General features: G+C 43.3%; 16 protein-coding genes, 3 tRNA genes, 1 other RNA gene and 1 pseudogene. 11 read left to right on the top strand and 10 right to left on the bottom strand.

The genetic code is table 11. The features are described from left to right. Positions 1 to 581: site-specific integrase (locus Q0K92_RS11680; RefSeq protein ID WP_297325972.1), on the top strand; the 581-nt coding region annotated here is incomplete at its 5' end. Positions 582 to 1,426: 845 nt separating this feature from the next. Here the strand turns inward: Q0K92_RS11680 and Q0K92_RS11675 are convergent. The 3 genes and pseudogenes from Q0K92_RS11675 to Q0K92_RS11665 form a co-directional block, all read right to left on the bottom strand. After that, on the bottom strand, positions 1,427 to 2,569 hold the full coding sequence (locus Q0K92_RS11675) for a DNA-binding response regulator (RefSeq protein WP_297325971.1): 1,143 nt from the start codon (positions 2,567 to 2,569) through the stop codon (positions 1,427 to 1,429). A 713-nt stretch (positions 2,570 to 3,282) separates the two neighbouring features. Then, a pseudogene (locus tag Q0K92_RS11670) lies at positions 3,283 to 3,729 on the bottom strand (IS3 family transposase); the annotation flags it as partial. After that, positions 3,642 to 3,863 (bottom strand): transposase, encoded by a 222-nt coding sequence (locus tag Q0K92_RS11665; protein WP_297325970.1) that lies wholly within the window; start codon positions 3,861 to 3,863, stop codon positions 3,642 to 3,644. The pseudogene Q0K92_RS11670 and the gene Q0K92_RS11665, both read right to left, overlap by 88 nt. 343 nt (positions 3,864 to 4,206) lie before the next feature. Here Q0K92_RS11665 and Q0K92_RS11660 point away from each other — a divergent pair, with 343 nt between their 5' ends. After that, the gene (locus Q0K92_RS11660) at positions 4,207 to 4,380 is read left to right on the top strand and encodes a hypothetical protein (protein ID WP_165872523.1); all 174 of its coding nucleotides are present in this window, start codon (positions 4,207 to 4,209) and stop codon (positions 4,378 to 4,380) included. A 196-nt stretch (positions 4,381 to 4,576) separates the two neighbouring features. Here Q0K92_RS11660 and Q0K92_RS11655 read toward each other — a convergent pair whose 3' ends face one another. Continuing rightward, positions 4,577 to 6,049 carry a TM0106 family RecB-like putative nuclease gene (locus Q0K92_RS11655; RefSeq protein WP_297325969.1) on the bottom strand — a complete coding sequence of 491 codons (1,473 nt, stop codon included), beginning with the start codon at positions 6,047 to 6,049 and terminating at the stop codon, positions 4,577 to 4,579. A gap of 28 nt (positions 6,050 to 6,077) precedes the next feature. Beyond that, positions 6,078 to 7,157 carry an HD domain-containing phosphohydrolase gene (locus Q0K92_RS11650; protein WP_297325968.1) on the bottom strand — a complete coding sequence of 360 codons (1,080 nt, stop codon included), beginning with the start codon at positions 7,155 to 7,157 and terminating at the stop codon, positions 6,078 to 6,080. Positions 7,158 to 7,558: 401 nt separating this feature from the next. On the opposite strand from Q0K92_RS11650, the gene ffs reads away from it, so the two are divergent. The 3 genes from ffs to Q0K92_RS11635 all read left to right on the top strand — a co-directional run bounded on the left by ffs (position 7,559) and on the right by Q0K92_RS11635 (position 9,681). Next, an RNA gene (gene ffs, locus Q0K92_RS11645) (signal recognition particle sRNA small type) lies at positions 7,559 to 7,657 on the top strand. Between the two features lie 81 nt (positions 7,658 to 7,738). Continuing rightward, on the top strand, positions 7,739 to 9,343 hold the full coding sequence (gene dnaX / locus Q0K92_RS11640; protein ID WP_297325967.1) for a DNA polymerase III subunit gamma/tau: 1,605 nt from the start codon (positions 7,739 to 7,741) through the stop codon (positions 9,341 to 9,343). 14 nt (positions 9,344 to 9,357) lie between these two features. Continuing rightward, positions 9,358 to 9,681 carry a YbaB/EbfC family nucleoid-associated protein gene (locus Q0K92_RS11635; RefSeq protein WP_297325966.1) on the top strand — a complete coding sequence of 108 codons (324 nt, stop codon included), beginning with the start codon at positions 9,358 to 9,360 and terminating at the stop codon, positions 9,679 to 9,681. 567 nt (positions 9,682 to 10,248) lie between these two features. Here Q0K92_RS11635 and Q0K92_RS11630 read toward each other — a convergent pair. Further along, on the bottom strand, positions 10,249 to 10,713 hold the full coding sequence (locus Q0K92_RS11630; RefSeq protein ID WP_297325965.1) for a hypothetical protein: 465 nt from the start codon (positions 10,711 to 10,713) through the stop codon (positions 10,249 to 10,251). Positions 10,714 to 10,839: 126 nt separating this feature from the next. Here Q0K92_RS11630 and Q0K92_RS11625 point away from each other — a divergent pair, with 126 nt between their 5' ends. Together Q0K92_RS11625 and Q0K92_RS11620 are read left to right on the top strand one after the other, a co-directional pair. After that, the gene (locus Q0K92_RS11625; RefSeq protein ID WP_297325964.1) at positions 10,840 to 11,055 is read left to right on the top strand and encodes a hypothetical protein; all 216 of its coding nucleotides are present in this window, start codon (positions 10,840 to 10,842) and stop codon (positions 11,053 to 11,055) included. 573 nt (positions 11,056 to 11,628) lie between these two features. After that, on the top strand, positions 11,629 to 11,820 hold the full coding sequence (locus tag Q0K92_RS11620) for a hypothetical protein (protein ID WP_297325963.1): 192 nt from the start codon (positions 11,629 to 11,631) through the stop codon (positions 11,818 to 11,820). 132 nt (positions 11,821 to 11,952) lie between these two features. Here the strand turns inward: Q0K92_RS11620 and Q0K92_RS11615 are convergent. From Q0K92_RS11615 to aroC, 3 genes are all read right to left on the bottom strand, one after another. Next, positions 11,953 to 12,028, bottom strand: a tRNA-Phe gene (locus Q0K92_RS11615). A gap of 66 nt (positions 12,029 to 12,094) precedes the next feature. Then, positions 12,095 to 12,171: transfer RNA gene (locus Q0K92_RS11610), tRNA-Arg, on the bottom strand. Positions 12,172 to 12,394: 223 nt separating this feature from the next. After that, positions 12,395 to 13,570 (bottom strand): chorismate synthase, encoded by a 1,176-nt coding sequence (aroC, locus tag Q0K92_RS11605; RefSeq protein WP_297325962.1) that lies wholly within the window; start codon positions 13,568 to 13,570, stop codon positions 12,395 to 12,397. A 334-nt stretch (positions 13,571 to 13,904) separates the two neighbouring features. Here aroC and hemF point away from each other — a divergent pair, with 334 nt between their 5' ends. Next, positions 13,905 to 14,801 carry an oxygen-dependent coproporphyrinogen oxidase gene (gene hemF / locus Q0K92_RS11600; protein ID WP_297325961.1) on the top strand — a complete coding sequence of 299 codons (897 nt, stop codon included), beginning with the start codon at positions 13,905 to 13,907 and terminating at the stop codon, positions 14,799 to 14,801. A 49-nt stretch (positions 14,802 to 14,850) separates the two neighbouring features. Next, positions 14,851 to 16,098, top strand: coding sequence for a dicarboxylate/amino acid:cation symporter (locus Q0K92_RS11595; protein ID WP_297325960.1), 1,248 nt, complete (start codon positions 14,851 to 14,853; stop codon positions 16,096 to 16,098). Positions 16,099 to 16,117: 19 nt separating this feature from the next. On the opposite strand, the gene Q0K92_RS11590 is transcribed toward Q0K92_RS11595, so the two are convergent. Further along, positions 16,118 to 17,266, bottom strand: coding sequence for an HD domain-containing phosphohydrolase (locus tag Q0K92_RS11590; RefSeq protein ID WP_297325959.1), 1,149 nt, complete (start codon positions 17,264 to 17,266; stop codon positions 16,118 to 16,120). A 413-nt stretch (positions 17,267 to 17,679) separates the two neighbouring features. On the opposite strand from Q0K92_RS11590, the gene Q0K92_RS11585 reads away from it, so the two are divergent. Together Q0K92_RS11585 and Q0K92_RS11580 are read left to right on the top strand one after the other, a co-directional pair. Further along, complete coding sequence (locus Q0K92_RS11585) at positions 17,680 to 18,552, top strand: PA4780 family RIO1-like protein kinase (RefSeq protein ID WP_297325958.1); 873 nt, start codon at positions 17,680 to 17,682, stop codon at positions 18,550 to 18,552. Positions 18,553 to 18,640: 88 nt separating this feature from the next. Continuing rightward, a tRNA-Met gene (locus tag Q0K92_RS11580) sits at positions 18,641 to 18,713 on the top strand.

The raw sequence follows: 18,713 nt of genomic DNA, 5'->3' as shown, positions 1-18,713 counted from the left end.
ATGAGGATAACAAGATTGAACATTATCTCAATGATGTTGAACTGGAGCGATTGCTGACCGTGCTGTATACCGATGAGAATCGACCTGTCTGCATGATCGCATTGTTCCTGCTATGTACCGGTTGTCGCTTGAATGAAGTATTGTCAGCCAAATGGAGTGATGTGGATCTGAATAAAGGCGTATTTACCATCAGAGCCACCAACAGCAAAAGCAAGCGACTGCGTGCTGTGCCATTGAACGGAACGGCCCTGGAAGTGCTGACACAATTGGATACGCAAGGAAAGTTTGAGTATTTGTTCATCAATCACCAGGCTGGCAATCCATACACAACCATCACCAAGGTATGGCAAAGGCTGAGAGCAAAAGCAGGGTTGAAGCATCTGCGTTTGCATGATTTGCGTCATCTGTATGCATCTTTCCTGGTCAACAGTGGAAGGACTTTGTATGAAGTGCAGCAAATCCTGGGGCATTCCGATCCTAAAGTGACGATGCGTTATGCGCATTTGTCGACGCGAGCATTGCAGGATGCCGCTAACAGTGCGTCGGTTAAAATTCGCGAAATGATGCAGGTTGCACGGTAGCGACTGGTCGAAAACTGCGGGGCAGGGGGTGAAAATTCCCTCGCCTCGTCCCCAGAATTGTCCGCCTCGGACCCGTTTCGGGGGGGGGATGGCCCATCCCCATCGGGTGTCCCCGGAGTGTGGCAGTGGGCAATTTTGGGGCAGTTCTGGGGGAATTTTCCAGAGGTGCTCGCCAACATTCGGTTTCTAGCGGATGTGTTCGGAAACGGTTCAGTGAAAATTCAAGTATTCGATTGATTCTAATCTGAAAACCCGAAAACCGGAGCAGCATATGGCCGTTCAGGTTCGGTATTGGTTCGGTTAAATTCGGAAAAATTGGCGGTGCGAAAAAAGTGACTATCTTTTCTTCGACTTTGCAGGCATAAATTTTCGGGTGTCTGCTTCTGTTAATCCGCAGGTCCCAGGTTCGAGCCCTGGTCGGGGAGCCAAAATAAACAATAAGTTGCATAACAAAATAAACTGGTGATAAATATCAGTAGACTAATTAGATAAAAGTTCGTAGAGTGTAATCTCTCTCACTCCAAAGTTTTTTGTGCAAGGTTTAATGAAAATCATCTAGCCCACAAAGATAAACACACGGCCAAAAATGGCCTATACCAATTAAAGATTGGAAGCCTGCACTAAACAGGTTTACTATTCAATTTGAGGAGAGAATCTCGCTCCGCTTTAAACTCCATTTACACAAAATCTAGGAAACCCCTTAATTATAGAAAGCTAATTTGGTGTGTAAGTCGACATTATATTTATATGTGATGAAAACAGCCTCTTTGAGGTGCTCCAGCGATAAGAGTTGGTTCTATCGGAGATGATCTGCTCTCTCAGACTGCGAACTTTAGGGAGGGACTTCATGAACCTGAGGTTTGCTGGAAATGTTGTTTGGCATATGCAAAAAGGCTAAATCGATTTTTAATTCCTAATTTACTAAAAATAGAAGTTAAATGATTACGTAGTGTATGCTCACTCATACACAGTTTGGCTGCTATTTGTTTGTTTTGTTCTCCACCGACCCCATCTGAAAATGCTCTAAGAATCATGCATTCTTTGCGAGTAAGTGTTGTGATTTTCTCTGTTTCTGCATCATGGGATATTTTTCCTCGCATACGTGAACTTTGGAGGAATATACGACCGGTGGTTACGCGATCAAGCCATAATTCGCCATCATAAATCTTCTCAATAGCCCGCAATATTGTTTGCATCGATTCTTTTTTGTGCACTACGCCTCTTGCGCCGCTTAGCACTGCACGGTCAATCACTTCCTTATCATGCGTCTCGGTAAAAACTACAACACGTGTATTTCCATTACTGGCAAAATCTGGAATAAAATTCACACAATCAGCATCATCTAAATAAATATTGAGAATAATAATATCTGGTTGTTTTTCTGTAGCGATACGTCTAGCATCAGATATGTTTGTAGCAACACCGACGACTTCCATTCGTGGTTTTTGACTGTCTATAAGTTTTTCCAATCCCCAGAGCACGATTTGCTGATCATCAACTAATAAAACCCGAATAGGTTGTGCGCTCGATTGTTTTGTAAGATTCATAGTTTGATCAATGCCGTAGTATTGACAAAAACTAGACTCAAAATTTCTATGAAGCTTTTCAGCACTACCTTTATTGATGTTGTAACCCAAAGTAGTAGCAAAATTTATAGTGCGCTGTACAATCAAGTCAGTAGCATAAGCTGTGAAATAGATACAAAGATTGGAGTTGTCAGTTTGTAAATTTAATTGTTGTGTTAAATGTATTCCATTACAATCACTTAACTCTATATCCGTTAGAATAAGATCAGGTTTGTCCTCTCTCATTCTAACTAAAGCTTCCTGACCCGAGGTACAAACACCAGTGATGCTATATTCCCACTCTTCCAACATGTTTTTCAGAGTCTTACCAGAAATATATTTGTCTACAACAATTAGAACTCTCGTATCACCCACTCTTTTGTGTGAAATTCTTGCAAGTATACGCTCTGCTTTATTGGCCATTTAGCTTTACCTTTAAACAGTTTTACTATTAATTAATTTTAACACATCATACATTCAGCGCCTCTTCCTGAATAATCACTTAGATAAAATCGCTATCTAGAAATTATCCGAGAATTAATTTTGCATTTCTTTTTATACATTATTTCATGCAAAGATTTAAAGTATTTTATGGTATACATAACATTGGAATGTGCTTTAATAAACACTTATTGAATAGATAATCTTATTATTGCAGGCAAATTTTTACAGCAATAAGTAATTTATTAATTTCATATGCTTTATTATTTTTTCAGCAGTGCAGTTCTAGCACGACTTTTATTTATTATATATAACGAAGTTAGTTTCTACAGTTAATAAAAATCCTTGTCGGATTTTTAGTCGCGTTTATTACCGAATATATTGGTTTTGTTATATATTATATTGTTATATAAATACAAATGTGGGAAATCACATTCCCAAAAAATCTTTGCGATAACTGTACGTATTAATTTTCATTTTTGTTTAGTGCAAGTATTTATTAATTTCGGATTTCATCATTAAAACTTTAAATATTTTTTGAGCCCTTTCTTGTGTGACAAAAAGTAAGGCAAGGTGAAGTGGCCTCTATGAACTGAAGTGGTCCCCTACAACTGTACAACCTGAAGGTAGAATTAAGCTCTGCCATGGGTAGTTAATCAAGCTCAGGCAGCCTGATGAATTGCTTAAAATTGATAATAAACCTCATTGGGAGTTTGATTATCAAGACGTTGATGAAAACGTTCCTGATTGTACCAGTCAAACCACTGGGTCAAACTTTTCCTTACCTTCTTTAAGTCGCTAAATGCCCTGGTGTATAAGAACTCATACTTTACTGTACGCCATAGCCGTTCAACAAAAATATTATCCTGATAACAACCCTTTCCATCCATGCTGACCTGAACATCGTGATTTCTCAAAACGGCAATCCATGCTTCGCTGGTGAATTGAGCACCCTGATCGGTATTGAATATCTGCGGACAGCCGTGATCTTGAATAGCAGTCTCCAATGCCTGAACGCAGAAATCCGCATTCATCGTGTTGGATAAGCGCCAGCTCAGCACTTTACGGGAATGCCAGTCCATGATGGCAACCAAATAGCTAAAGCCTTTCTCCATCGGCACATAGGTAATATCAGCGGTCCAGTCCAGCTATTGATCTGCGTGAGATGTATCCCATAACGTGCTGCCAGTTGCGGAATGGTTTCATCTCTCCGTATCGCCGCCAGCGCTACTTTCGCCTTGAATTCACTGGAATATTGTGTGCGTTTCTTGCTCATCATCATGATCCTCGGATTGTCCATAGCAGAGCTTAACAACCTGTCCAGTTTTGCGATACCACTTCACTCCGGTGCATTTTAAATTCCATACTCTATTTTTTAATGCTATCCTTATGTCGAATGAGTGTTTATGCTTATTCATATTTACTATAAGACTATATGCAATTTTGTAGTAGATTAAGAATGTAGATTTTGTAGGTGTTTGACCTTCTAAGAATTTATCTATATGGAATTAAAGTATAATTCTTGATGAAGATTTAGTTTGGTTTGATCTGATGAAGTTTCAACGTAGCATTGAGAATGTCCATAAACGATGTTTAATATATTAATAAGGAGATTATTAATGAAATATTCACTTTTTGCTGTTGTGCTTATTACTTTTATGCTGATCGGATGCAAAGGCGAAGGAAAGCCAGGTCAATATCCTCCAAGCCTTTATAAAGAACGAGAAGGTTTATTATCTGATAGCGAACTCGAAAAAAATAAAAAAGAAGGCGTGGGACAAGAGAGTAAATGAAGCAATATTGCTATAAATTCTTCAGTATTACAGTGAGAATCAGATAGTAAGTCTGTAAAATAACTAATGAAAAAAACAGGTGATTAGTATTTTATTTGCCCGATAAGAAGGCTGTAACGAACATATAAAATTTAAAGCTTGTTTTTCAAACGGCCCTAGTGAAAACTAGGGCCGTAATTCTAATAAAACCTAGTATTCAAGAAGATAATCTTCTTAGCCATAACTCAAGTTGCCGTGTAGCCGTCACATCATCACGGTTATAACTTAGTATCTCCGTTTTTATCTTTTGTTTTTCAGTTAGGTTTGTTTCTGATTGAAAGCGATTGAACTGTACTAAGGACCACTGTGAACCAGATTCCTCATTTTCCCATTGAAAATTGACTAAGTCCGGATGCTTGCAAATATCCTTCAGGCCATATCCTTGCAGCGGTAAAACCAAACAGTCCAGAACAGGTTTTTGCATGTCAAACAATGGGCTATCCTTGCCGAGCAACCATGTCACGGTGTTGTGATTCTCCATGGCGTAACGTTCTGCATATTTTCTGATCGTGGCCTTTTCGTGATTCGAATAGTGTGCAAGCACTAACGGAGTGTATTGCGAACGATATGCTTCAATTTTCTGCAAAAAAACTAACCAACCTTGATAATCGCTGGTTTCATCATCGGTCCATATATATTCAAAGCTTTCCTTGGTGTATGCAGGCGGCAGAAGCCCCCAAAGATATACATGGCGTTCTCGAGTTTGTGTTAATGGATTATCTTCAATGTCAAAATGAACCCAAATGCCTTCCGGCAGCTCGATTTTTTTGAGTTGAAATATTTTACCTGTCAGAGATGATTGGGCTTGCAGGATAGCGCGATGCTTTCTCTTGTGGCCTTTGAGATAAGGCACATCGGGCAAGGATTCAACATCGCTCATAGAAAGTTGAGTAATGGTTGAAATGTCGGCATCTGCTAAATGATTGGCTGCACCGCCATGAATTCCATAGAGCAGTGATATGTCTTCGTTTGCCTCAAACTCCGGGAGACAATGAGTGTAATAAGGGCAAACGCGACATTTGCTATGACTATAGCGAACCACAGGTTGCTGCTGCAGGTCGAGCAGCGATCTCATGCCAGCGATGAACTCATCAACCAGCGAATCGGCTTTGTCGTCGAGTAACGCGGTACGGCCATCGCCAAGAAAAACAATGGCAGGTAATTTATTAGCGAGCAGGCGACGGTATATTCCCAGTTGTATTTGGATTGCTTTTTTGTTTTCGCTGAGTGAAAGCTTGGCATCCGCAGGCTGGTATTGACCGCTGTCATGGCGAATCAAGAAATCGGGGTAACCAACCAAACCTTCCGATTCATTGATCAGCCGTCCTTGATAAATTACAGGGATACCTTGCTGCATCAGGGAAAGCGTATGATCGAACGAATCAGCTTTGGCAACAGGATACTGATTTTCCAACATGGTCAAAATAGCTGCCTCGTGCTTAAGCCCGGCATCGATTAACAACTGGCTAAATGCATCTATTGCATATTCGGTGGGATGATATTTCTCTAACCAGGCGCGCCGAGTGCATGAAATCCAAGACGCGGCATCGCTTGGTTTGATCAGACTCGTGGAAGACTTGTGAATGGTCATAATCCTATATATCTGGCCTGGCGTAAGTACACGCCCCATTTTACAGGATATCCTTGATCAGGTTGCCCTAACTGTAGATATTTTCTTTGAATTGCTGTTGAATTAATTCGATTTTTTGCTGATTCGCAATCAAGGCATTGACACAATCAATATCCAGTTTTTCACCGGCAAGCTGTTTGAGTGTGTCGAATGCTTTTTCATTACTCCAAGCATCCTTGTAAGGGCGCCGGGAAGTCAATGCATCAAATACGTCGGCAACTGCGACGATGCGGGCTTCTAATGGAATTTCTTCGCTCATCCTTCCGGCTGGATAACCGCTGCCGTTAACAGCTTCATGGTGAAATTCGGCGATATTTTTCAAAATATCGATGCTGCTAATACGATCAAGTCCAAAGTTTGAAATAATATCATCAATCATTTCTCTGCCTTTGCGTGCATGGGTATTCATAATTGATCTTTCTTCTTCATTCAGTGGCCCTGGCTTTAATAAAATGCTATCAGGTATTGAAATTTTTCCAATATCATGAAGCGGGGAGAACATGAAAATACGCTCTATATAGACATCATCCAGTTCATATTTAGTTGCAAGTGATTCGGCAATAAGACGGCTGTAGCGGGACATACGATCGAGGTGGCTACCTGTTTCGGGGTCGCGTAAATGGGTGATATGGCTGGTGGTTTTGATAGCAGCATTCATTACTTTGAAAATAGCAAGTTCATTGATGATCATCAGTGATATGAGATGACCAAAAATATCAAGAACATTCAATACCTGCTCAGTAAATACATTATTCTGATAAGAATTAAAAAATAAAAACCCAATAAAATCACCTGCATGAAAAATCGGCATGGTGTAACTCGCTGCATAGCCCTGGCGTCCGATTCTCTGCGTGTGTTCATGGGCGCCTTTTTCGAAAGTGACTAAGTTATTGATAACACGAGGCAAGCCTTTATCGAGAATTTCTTTCAATGAGGGTGCGTTCTCCAAAGGTGATTGATAATGCAGCAATGGCTTGTCTTCTCCGCTACTATCCAAATAAGTCTTGAGTACTCGCGTTTCTGGGTCATACAGTGTGATAGCGATACGCGCGATAAAGGGAAATTTTTGTTGAATAGATCCGTGTGCGCTAATAAGTTTGTCTTTCAAAGGAAGCTGCTTATTTAAATCTTCAAGTAAGTCGTGATGATCAAACATAATCAAAGGCTTTATAGATAGGATAATTGGATGACTATAGCGGATCTGGATATATTTCTTTTATCAAGTAGATACGCATTCTTGGTTTATTTATTAGTTGCTTAACTGTACTATCAATTATCATTACCTTAGCAACTCAAATAATACAGCAAAGTCTTCATGATGAATTCCAATTGGAGTAATTGCTCGTCTACTGATATACTTCAAACACTTTTTTGAGTGATAATCCTGTATTCAGTTAAATAATCGTTGTAATCAACGAATTTATTTGCCGGCAGGTGATTAAACTGTAGTGCAGTTATCGTCTTAACTCAGATGCCGAGTTAATAGGTTTATAGTTTATAAATTTTTATGGCGGGCCTCCCCGCATTGCAAGATAGTGAATCTGGTCAGGTCCGGAAGGAAGCAGCCACAGCTGTTTATTGCGAGTGCCGGGGGTCTGGCTCGCCACCCAATCATGCTATTGGGTCTATATCTTTGGACTATTGATTAATTTAATAGGTCTAGTTCGTTTTTCCAATACAATCAAAAACGTGTCTCAAACACAAGTCCTCGCGCGTAAGTGGCGCCCAAGAAATTTCTCAGAATTGACAGGGCAAGAACATGTAATCAAAGCGCTGACCAATGCGCTTGAACAAAATCGATTACATCACGCTTATTTGCTGACCGGCACGCGCGGCGTCGGCAAAACGACCATCGCCCGTATTCTGGCCAAGTCGCTTAATTGTGAAACGGGAGTAACTGCAACGCCTTGTGGCGTGTGTCCGGCATGCCAGCAAATTGATACCGGAAGCTTTATTGATCTCATTGAATTGGATGCCGCTTCAAATACGCAAGTGGATAACATGCGCGAATTGCTGGAAAATGCGCTGTATGCTCCAACCAGTGCGCGTTATAAGATTTATATCATCGATGAAGTTCATATGCTTTCCAAATCAGCGTTCAACGCCATGTTGAAGACACTGGAAGAACCACCGGCGCATGTCAAATTTGTGTTGGCGACAACCGACCCGCAAAAAATCCCGATCACAGTTTTGTCGCGTTGTTTGCAATTTAATTTGAAACAAATCCCGCAGACGCAAATAGCCGATCACCTCAAAAAGATATTGGCGCAGGAAAAAATCCCCAATGACGTTCTATCGCTGCAATTAATCGCCCGTGCTGCCCAAGGCAGTATGCGTGATGCCTTAAGCCTGTTAGATCAAGCCATCGCCTTCGGTGAAGGCACAATTGAAGAAACGGGTGTACGGGATATGCTGGGTATCATCGATCAAAGTTATCTGTTTGATCTATTGGAAGCTTTGGTGCAGAAGAATGGTCTGAAATTATTGTCGTTGGCAGATGAAATGGAAGCGCAGTGTCTTTCATTTGACGCCGCTTTGCAGGATCTGGCAACCTTACTGCATCGTATTGCACTGGCACAAGCCGTTCCGCAAGCGATCAGTGAAGATACCCCGGAGTATGCACGTATTTTCGCCCTGGCAAAAGCTTTTACACCGGATGACATTCAATTGTTTTATCAGATCGCATTGCACGGACGTAGCGATCTGAGTTTGGCGCCGGATGAGTACGCCGGTTTTACCATGACACTGATGCGTATGTTAACGTTCATGCCGGATGATCTGACAGTAAACCACCAATTGCTGCAGGTTCCGGTAACAGATAACAAACCTTCCGGAAAAACCGCTCATAAGCCACCAGTAAAAACCGAACACACTTTGCAGCACCCCATCCATAGTACCAATGTCGATTCATCCGATCTTGCCTGGCCGCAACTGACTCAGCAGTTAAAGCTGACAGGAATGGCTAAAATGCTGGCGCAACATAGTGAAGCCAGAGCGCTTTCGGCAGAAAACATCGAATTGTGTGTTCCGGATGTGCATAAGCACCTGCTGGATAAGAAATATCAAGATAAAATCCAGGCAGCGCTGAATACTTATTTTGGTAAACCTGTCATGCTTAATTTTTCCATAGGCAGTATTACCGGATTGACGCCAGTGGCTCTGCAGCAACGTGAAGAAGCGGAAAAACAAGCGAAAGCCATTGAAGCTATTGAAAAAGACCCGATTGTGCAAGAATTGATCGAACAGTTTGATGCAAAATTAATTATTCCTTCAATTAAACCGATTCAAAAATAAAGGAGGTTGTAAAAATGAAAGGTAATCTGGGAAATATGATGAAACAAGCACAGATGGTGCAGGAAAACATGCGGCAAATGCAGGAAAAACTCGCCACCATCGAGGTGGAAGGCCAGTCAGGAGCTGGCATGGTTAAAGTCATCATGACGTGTCGCCATGATGTTAAAAGAATCAGTATTGATAGCAGTCTTATGGGCGATGACAAGGAAATGCTTGAGGATCTGGTGGCAGCAGCTTTCAATGATGCAGTACGCCGTGTAGAATCCACTTCCCAAGAAAAAATGGCGGAACTTACCAGTGGATTAGGCTTGCCGCCTGGCTTTAAACTGCCTTTCTAAGATAGTGATCTGATTGGTTACGTTTTGATACCGATTGGTTGTCTTGAAGTACAGACGCGACGTATTATGGAACTCACAAATGAGCAGCATAAAATGTAGTCGCGCCTGAGAAATCGTTACAATTTGCATAAAAATTGCTCTTGAGGCGTGTTGCATCTAAAACTTCTTGGCGGGCTGTCTTTCAATTATGGTTGATTTTTTGTGTTTTGATACCGTCGATTTTTAGTCAAAGCCAAACTTTCTCTATTCCCCTCAGATACGATACCATTAATTTGCACCGACCCTTTTTAACCGGAGGCGCTCCGCAAATATACTTAATTCAAAAGATCAGGAATAAATCCATAAAGCTATTTTTATGATTTTCAAGTTTCCTTCACTTCGAATCGGTGGCGATAAACTGAAATTTCCAGAAAATCTATTTCTTTTCTGATGCTTCCAACTTTTATTTGAAAAGGGCGAACCTCGTGAAAACAATGGACGCAAAATCTAGGACGTCCTTTAAACTCAACATTAGGAAATTCGCCTCGGTATTACTCATGTTTTATTGAGGTTGATTCAGCTATTAACTCACGAAGACCATGGAAACTTAAATCCACGCTGAGCCTCTTCTTTGGAAATATTTTTTTCCTCGGAAGTACTCGTATTTAAGAGGGGGTCTCCGCTACTAACTACATTTTGTTGTGTAGCCGGTGCTTTAGGTTCCGATTTAGTGTGAAATAGTTGGTTGAGTTGCTGCGCTAACTGATTAGCCGTTTCTATACTTAATGCTATGCGACAGGACATGATTGCATCAATGGTATCCGGTGTTTTTTCTCCGGATCTGGCCATGCGGTTTAATGTGGTAATCAATTGCGGATCAACAAAACCGAAATCCACAATGATAACGCGCTGTCCACTTTGCACAGTGGTGAAATTTGCATAGATCGGCTGACTGGTACGTTCGTTTTGTTGCATCTTAACATTGATCTGTAGCGCTTGTTGGCGAGGTGCATCTGCCGTGTTGCCAGCTTGTGTATCGCTATTATCTGTCATCATTGCCTCCTTTATTTATAGCCTGTTTTGATTCCTGTGGTTAAGCGGACAGTCAGTTCGCTCTGTCCTTTTTCTCTGAGTGTACCATAACAAAAACCCCTTCCAGATTCGATTCTGGAAGGGATTATGGTACTTCAACTCAGACTAAAACCGATAGAAGCATATCGCTCCCAACACATCGTGATCGAGCAAGCGCATTTGCCGCAACGCATACGCTATTGCTTGAAATGTATTGCCGTCATGTTGTTAATGGGCCGCGTTATGGCTGATGAGTTGATGAGCTTTGATCGAGCATGGCTTGCTGATGATGAGGGTTTGAAACGTTACGATACATTATGCTGAAGGAGAGACCCGGCGGCTTTGGCGACAAGATTACGGATTACACGGCAAGCAGTGGACCATCCAACAACCGCAGGGCGTACAATCGCAAATAATGTAACAGGCCGCAAACCTTGGGATCCAGAAAACCCATTCACAAAACACTGCGACATCTAACCAGATACCGATCAGAATCACGTTTAAGCGATTATCTTTCAATAGCCTAGGGTTATTTATGTACCTTGGGCTTTTTTTATTATCTAAATATGTCAATTAAATGTGCGGTTACGTACCGACCAGCATCAACATTTTCAGGATCATAAAGACTTTTATTTGCTAAAGAAAGGTGACTTTATGGTTATAAGATATATAGTAATAGGATTGATTGTCGGGGTAGCTATTTTAATATTTAGTTCATGCAATAAAACTGATGGGGTCGACCCTGCTAAAGTGCATGAAACCAACCCTTCCGGCACAGTAAAACAAACAACTGGTGACCGACCGTAGAATTGAAGACAATGCCTTCAAACATTCAAACCAGCTGCGGCTGGTTTCATTGCCTGTTGTATCACTTAAATCTTAAGCGTAGGCATTTAGATGCAAGTCAACGTGCTATGGGCGACTAAGTTGGTAAATATGCAGCATGGCGGCAATAGAGGTAATCAATACACTGGTGGCAAAACCGAAATTTCGGCTTTGATTTATCAATCCGAAGCAGTGTGTGAGGGGGTGTCTTATTTGGTACTTGCTAATAGAGAAATAAAGAGCCCGGAAAACCGCATCAAATAAAGACAAACACAAAAAACACGGCAAAAAAATTTGGCACAAAATATCAAAAAAATGAAATTCTTACACTGGCCTTACATGACGTAAATAAAATAAAAATCACTTAGGCAATTACGCTTTAAGTGATTGATTTTATGGTGGCCAAGGGCGGAATCGAACCACCGACACAAGGATTTTCAGTCCTCTGCTCTACCGACTGAGCTACTTGGCCATTTGAGAAGTTGCTAGACAAAAAACGGATGATCCCGTCAGTTTGTAATTAGATTGTTAAGTAAATTGGCGCGCCCGGCAGGATTCGAACCCACGACCCCTTGGTTCGTAGCCAAGTACTCTATCCAACTGAGCTACGGGCGCTAAGTAAAATCTAATTACTTCCAGCTTATCTAATCAACCGGGAGATTATATCAGATTGAAGCAATTGCGGGATTCGAACTTTGCTTTTGTTACTGTATTCGATGCCTTCAAACTGTAATCGACTAAGCCGATTGTTTCTCTACACCATCATCACAATTTCTTTTTTGCGGGGGCGATAATGGTGTATTTGACGAATCTTGTCAAGATTAAACTGTATTAACGCTCATACATCTTCTTCGGGCTCCGGGTCTTCTTTTAATGGTGTTTTTGCTGTTTTCTGTGCAGTGATGCTCTTAGGAAGACTTGTATTACCCGCTATTTTCGGTGTTTTGCAATTCACATCGGCATTTTGCGCACGGTGCCGCAAGGCATGATCCATCAATACCAATGCGAGCATGGATTCCACAATCGGTGTGGCGCGAATACCGACGCAAGGGTCATGTCTGCCATGGGTTTCAACGATCACCGGAGTGCCGTTTTTATCGATCGAACGTCGTCCAAGACGGATACTGGACGTCGGCTTGATGGCGACATTGACCGTAATATCTTGCCCGGTGGAAATACCGCCTAATATGCCACCTGCATTGTTACTTAAAAAGCCACCCGGCGTCATTTCATCGGAATGTTCCGTACCTTTTTGCGTCACGCTGGCAAACCCGGCGCCGATTTCCACACCCTTTACCGCATTGATATTCATCATGGCGTAAGCAATCTCGGCATCCAATCGATCATAGACGGGTTCTCCCCAACCGACCGGCACACCCTGTGCAACCGCACTGATCTTGGCGCCTACGGAATCACCGGATTTACGCAGTTGGTCCATAAATGTTTCCAGTCGATCGACGTAACTGCTATCCGCGACAAAAAAAGGATTGTGATTGACGTCTTCCCATTGCTTGAAAGGAATTTCAATGGGGCCGAGTTGCGCCATATAACCGCGAATGACAATGCCAAATCTTTCATGCAGCCATTTCTTGGCAATAGCACCGGCTGCGACTCTAACTGCAGTTTCGCGTGCTGATGCGCGGCCACCGCCACGATAATCGCGAATACCGTATTTTTGCCAATACGTGTAGTCGGCATGGCCGGGACGGAAAGTGTCCATGATCCTGCTGTAATCCTTGCTGCGTTGGTCTTCGTTGCGAATCAACAATGCAATCGGCGTGCCGGTTGTCTGCCCCTCAAACACACCCGAAAGAATTTCTATCGTGTCGGATTCGCGCCGTTGTGTCACATGACGCGAGGTGCCCGGTTTGCGCCGATCCAGTTCGCTCTGGATATCTTCTACGGTTATTTTCAATCCCGGCGGACAACCATCCACAACACAACCAATCGCGGGACCATGAGATTCACCAAAAGAGGTGACGCTGAAAAGCTTGCCAAATGTATTACCAGACATTCTATTGTTCTCTTAAAACGGATTATGCGAGTCTATCACACGTACTTTTGATTTTTTGAGCCAGGCATCAGGAAATTGGCGACTTGCTTTCCGCAATGCATGCAATTCGCCCGATCCGGCATCAAGCAACCCGCATTCAAGTTGAGGCGTATCAATAATGAAATGCTTTCAGCATGCTAACCTGCGGTAAAATGCGCTTTGTTGCCCAAGGGCTTTTATTATAAAAGTATATTGTTTGGATTATACGAAGATAACCAGGAAGTACGAGTTTTTGAAGTATCCACATACCCATACACCCTGCGTCGAATAAAATTAAATTTCATCGGGAGCTTGCATGAATACACCACGCGTCAAAGAATTTCTGATTAACCTACAGAATAGCATCGTCAAGGGACTTGAACAGGTAGACGGCAAAACATTTAGGCGCGATCAATGGGATCGCCCGGAAGGTGGCGGCGGCATGAGCAGTGTGATAGAAGAAGGCAATATTCTGGAACGCGGCGGCGTTAATTTCTCGCATGTACATGGCGCCGGATTGCCTGCATCAGCCACTGCGGCACGCCCCGAGTTAGCTGGTCGCTCGTTTGAAGCGATGGGAGTATCGCTGGTTTTGCATCCGCGTAATCCTTATGCACCGACTGTGCATATGAATGTACGTTTTTTTGAAGCGCGCAAGGAAGGTGCCGAGCCGGTCTGGTGGTTTGGCGGTGGTATGGATCTGACGCCGTACTATGGTTTTGCAGAAGATGCGGTGCATTTTCATCAAACCTGCAAGAATGCATTGCAACCGTTTGAGGATGATTGCTATCCGCGACTGAAAAAATGGTGCGATGAATATTTCTATTTGAAGCATCGCAAAGAGCCGCGCGGTATCGGTGGCATTTTCTTTGATGATTTGAATCAACCCGATTTTGATACTTGCTTTAAGCTAACCCAGAATGTTGGCGAGAATTTTCTGACGGCTTATCAACCCATTCTGGAAAAACGCAAAGATACCCCGTATGGCGAGCGCGAGCGCGATTTTCAGGCGTATCGACGTGGACGCTACGTTGAATTTAATCTGGTTTGGGATCGCGGCACATTATTCGGCTTACAAACGGGCGGACGTACGGAATCAATACTGATGTCATTGCCGCCGATTGTAAAATGGCGTTACGACTGGAAGCCGGCAGCAGGTAGCGTTGAAGACAAACTGTACACGGATTTTCTGATTGGAAAGGACTGGGTGTAATCAGCTTGCTACATTGATTACCTCAGGACAATAGAATGGAAATCAACCAGTGAACAAGATATCACTGAATACTCAAATCTTGCTGGGCACTTTACTCGGCGTTTTGTTGGGTCTCTGGTTTGCCATGTTGGGGCAGGAATCCAACGTGACGCAAAACAGTTTGTATGCGGCAAAACTGGTCAGTACATTATTCATCGATCTGCTGCGTATGGTACTGATTCCGCTGGTTTTCACATCGATTGTGGTCGGTGTGGCCAATTTGCGTTCACATCAGCAAATGAATCGTGTCTGGCAGGGGACACTGTTTTTCTTTTTTTCAACTATGGCACTTGCGGTTGCGCTGGGATTAACGGCTGCTAATTTATTGCAACCCGGTGGCGGATTGCAGATTGCGATGTTTCAGGATGCCATGCAGGGATTTCAGGCAACGCAGATGTCACTGCCTGATTTCTTTGCACATTTTCTGCATTCGCTGTTTCAAAATCCCATCGCCGCACTGGCGCAAGGCAACGTACTCGCGGTGGTGATATTTGCCTTATTGCTGGGCATTGCGTTGGTGGTGGGCGGTGAGCGCTATCGCAATATCCTGACATTAATGCAGGAATTTCTGGAATTGATACTGATGCTGGTTGGCTGGATCATGCGTCTGGCGCCTTTCGGTATCATGGCATTATTACTGCAACTGGTTGCTACGCAAGATACCAGCCTGCTGGCAACTTTGATCAAGTTTGTGGCGATCGTGCTGGGCACGACATTGTTGCACGGCATGGTGGTGCTGCCGCTCATTCTCTACCTGATTACCGATATGACGCCTGTTAAATTCTGGCTGGGTGCGCGGGAAGCACTCATTACTGCTTTTGCGACCAGCTCCAGCGCCGCAACACTGCCCGTCACACTGCGCTGTGCTGAGCAGCATTTGCATGTCAAACGCGATGTGGCGGGGTTTGTGATTCCACTGGGCGCTACCATGAATATGGATGGCACGGCGCTTTATGAGGCCGTTGCTGCTTTGTTTATTGCCAATCTGGTCGGTGTTGAACTCAGTCTATTGCAGCAGATGATTGTGTTTGTTACTGCCATGCTGGCGGCAATCGGTGCGCCCGGCATTCCCAGTGCCGGCATGGTAACGATGGTGATGGTGTTGCAATCGGTCGGATTGCCTGTTGAAGCAATTGCCATTTTATTACCGATTGATCGAATACTCGATACTGTTCGCACCATGGTGAATGTGGAAGGTGATCTGGTGGGAAGTTTGGTGGTGCAGAAATGGATCAAGCAAGACGAATCGGACAAATAAGATTTTATAATTATTATCTCTAGATCAGATCGTTATCACGAAAACGCTGCTGTATTTCCAATACCTTGTCGACATTATTAATCAATGCTTCCACGCAATCACGATCAAGCTTGGAATTGGACATTTGCCGTAACATGGCAAAAGCTTCTTCATTACTCCACGGTGCCTTATATGAACGACGTGAAGTCAGCGCATCAAATACATCAGCCACGGCACTGATGCGTGCTTCGATGGGAATTTCATCGCCTTTCAAACCGTTGGGATAGCCGCTACCATCAACTGCTTCGTGATGATACTCGGCAATATTACGCAAGATATTGGCGTGACCGAATGTGCCCAGACTAAAATCCTCAAGAACGGAATCAATAATTTCACGGCCTTTTGCCGGGTGGGTTTTCATGACATCAAATTCTGCTGCGTTCAGTTTACTGGGTTTGCGCAGGATGCTGTCAGGAATACCAATCTTGCCGACATCATGCATCGGCGAGAACAGGAAAATATGCTCAATCTGTTCATCGGTGATGTGATAGCTTGGAGAAAGCTCGCGGGCAATGAGCCGCGCGTAGTGTGCAGTACGATCAATATGCGAACCTGTTTCAAGATCACGGTAGTGCGTCATGTTACGTGCGGCGCGAACTGCAGCAAGCAAGGTACGTATGGCGGTAAGCTCATTGATCACCATCAGTGCGATCAAATGGCCATAGATATCAATCTGACGTAGTGCTTTAGGTGTAAATGGATGCTCCTGGTGGGAATTAAAAAACAGGAAGCCGATAAAAGTACCACTTTGATAGAGTGGCATGGTGTAACTGGATTTATAACCTTTGGCAGCGACACGTTTGGTATGTTCATGTTTGCCCTGAGAAAAAATATTGAGATCCTGCACCAAGCGCGGGCGGCGATGCTCGATGATGGTACGCAATGAAGGTGCGGCACTGAGTGGCGCGTCGTAGGTGGTCACCGGACTGTCATTGCCTTCAGTGCTGTGGGTATAGGTTTTGAGCATTTCTGTTTTTTCGTCAAACAGCGCGATAGCCAAGCGATCAATAAATGCAAAATCCTGACGCATGACTTGGTGCAAGAAACGCAATTTTTCTGTCAGTGGTAGGTTTTCATGCAGATTAGCCAACGTATCCTGGTGCGTAAACAGATCTTCTTCTTGTTGCATAAAACTCCTTCCAGCAAATTTTCGGTGAATCAAGTTATTTAACAGGCCGCTGAAAAACGTTTTCGAGGCAATCAATACCAGACAAAAACAGGCGGGAAAGCGCAGTTTATGCATGATAAATGAGCATTTTGGGCTTGTTTTTAACACCGTAGCGGCAACGCAGATAGTTTTTAACTGCCTGTTAGCCCATATTAAACTTGTTTTGATTGCAAAACCACCATGTGACAAATTGTCGCGCGGCAATTTGTCACATTCCCAAAAGAAATCATTCTTCCTACAATTTGTGCAACGTGGTTAATTCGGATCCCAATCACTATCGAATGCTGCGACGAGGATTGCATTTATTTTTATCATAAAATTACAGGAGGATGAGAAGCGTATTTGGAAGCCGCGGTACGCTTACATAACAACCTATGAAAATACCAAAAAGACTTGAGCCGTTGATTGATGAAGGATTGATTGATGGCGTGATTTGCCAACTGATGAGCGGCAAGGAAGCCATGATTTATATGGTGCGCTGCGGGGAGAATGTTCGTTGCGCGAAAGTCTACAAAGATAGCAATAAGCGTAATTTCCAGCAACGCTCCTGTTATACAGAGGGCCGTAAAGTTAAAAATAGCCGGCATGCTCGCGCGATGGAAAAAGGTGGTCATTATGGCCAACGTGCGCGCGAAGAAGCATGGCAAAGTACTGAAGTGGATATGTTATGTCGCTTGGGAATCGCCGGTGTACGAGTGCCGAAATTTCATAATTTTTTTGCAGGCGTCTTGTTGATGGAACTGATCACGGATTCAGAAGGAAATGTAGCGCCACGACTCAGTGATCTGATACTTACTTCAAAGCAGGCGCGTGCGTACCATAAAATTTTGATCGACCAGATTGTGCAAATGCTCGGTGTCGGAATTGTTCATGGCGATCTGTCACCGTACAATGTATTGGTGGATAGCCACGGCCCTGTGATTATTGATTTACCTCAAGCAGTCAGTGCTGCAGATAATCACCGCGCGCGCAGTATCATTAAACGCGATGTTGATAATTTGACATCCTATTTCAGCCGGTTTGCTCCGGAATTAGCACAATCCGATTATGCAACGGAAATCTGGTCCTATTATCAACGCGGAAGACTACCGCATGCTACTTTGACCGGAAATGTCAAGCAACAGGACAGCAACAAGCCGGTCAATGTCAGTAATGTGTTACAAATCATTAACGCAGTACTCAAAAAAGAAATGGCTTGGCAACGTCATAGACAGACAAAATGGGCTGATCATTTGTCACAGTGCTGAATTTTCATTGATTTTATCGAGAACTGAAGGGAGCAAGAGACTTTGATTGACCTGTATCGACTAGCTTGTGTTATACTCCTCGTCCTGACGCGGGGTGGAGCAGTCTGGCAGCTCGTCGGGCTCATAACCCGAAGGTCGTAGGTTCAAATCCTGCCCCCGCA

Origin of the sequence: Nitrosomonas sp., assembly GCF_024282095.1 — a bacterium.
Lineage (GTDB): Bacteria > Pseudomonadota > Gammaproteobacteria > Burkholderiales > Nitrosomonadaceae > Nitrosomonas.
This window is presented reverse-complemented; position numbering and strand designations above follow the sequence as displayed.

Excerpts from the sequence above, each read along its gene's own strand:
- Q0K92_RS11675 (WP_297325971.1), bottom strand. The coding sequence starts at position 2,569 with ATGGCCAATAAAGCAGAGCGTATACTTGCAAGAATTTCACACAAAAGA.
- Q0K92_RS11665 (WP_297325970.1), bottom strand. The coding sequence starts at position 3,863 with ATGAGCAAGAAACGCACACAATATTCCAGTGAATTCAAGGCGAAAGTA.
- Q0K92_RS11660 (WP_165872523.1), top strand. The coding sequence starts at position 4,207 with ATGAAATATTCACTTTTTGCTGTTGTGCTTATTACTTTTATGCTGATC.
- Q0K92_RS11655 (WP_297325969.1), bottom strand. The coding sequence starts at position 6,049 with ATGGGGCGTGTACTTACGCCAGGCCAGATATATAGGATTATGACCATT.
- Q0K92_RS11635 (WP_297325966.1), top strand. The coding sequence starts at position 9,358 with ATGAAAGGTAATCTGGGAAATATGATGAAACAAGCACAGATGGTGCAG.
- Q0K92_RS11630 (WP_297325965.1), bottom strand. The coding sequence starts at position 10,713 with ATGACAGATAATAGCGATACACAAGCTGGCAACACGGCAGATGCACCT.
- Q0K92_RS11625 (WP_297325964.1), top strand. The coding sequence starts at position 10,840 with ATGGTACTTCAACTCAGACTAAAACCGATAGAAGCATATCGCTCCCAA.
- Q0K92_RS11620 (WP_297325963.1), top strand. The coding sequence starts at position 11,629 with ATGCAAGTCAACGTGCTATGGGCGACTAAGTTGGTAAATATGCAGCAT.
- aroC (WP_297325962.1), bottom strand. The coding sequence starts at position 13,570 with ATGTCTGGTAATACATTTGGCAAGCTTTTCAGCGTCACCTCTTTTGGT.
- hemF (WP_297325961.1), top strand. The coding sequence starts at position 13,905 with ATGAATACACCACGCGTCAAAGAATTTCTGATTAACCTACAGAATAGC.
- Q0K92_RS11590 (WP_297325959.1), bottom strand. The coding sequence starts at position 17,266 with ATGCAACAAGAAGAAGATCTGTTTACGCACCAGGATACGTTGGCTAAT.
- Q0K92_RS11585 (WP_297325958.1), top strand. The coding sequence starts at position 17,680 with ATGAAAATACCAAAAAGACTTGAGCCGTTGATTGATGAAGGATTGATT.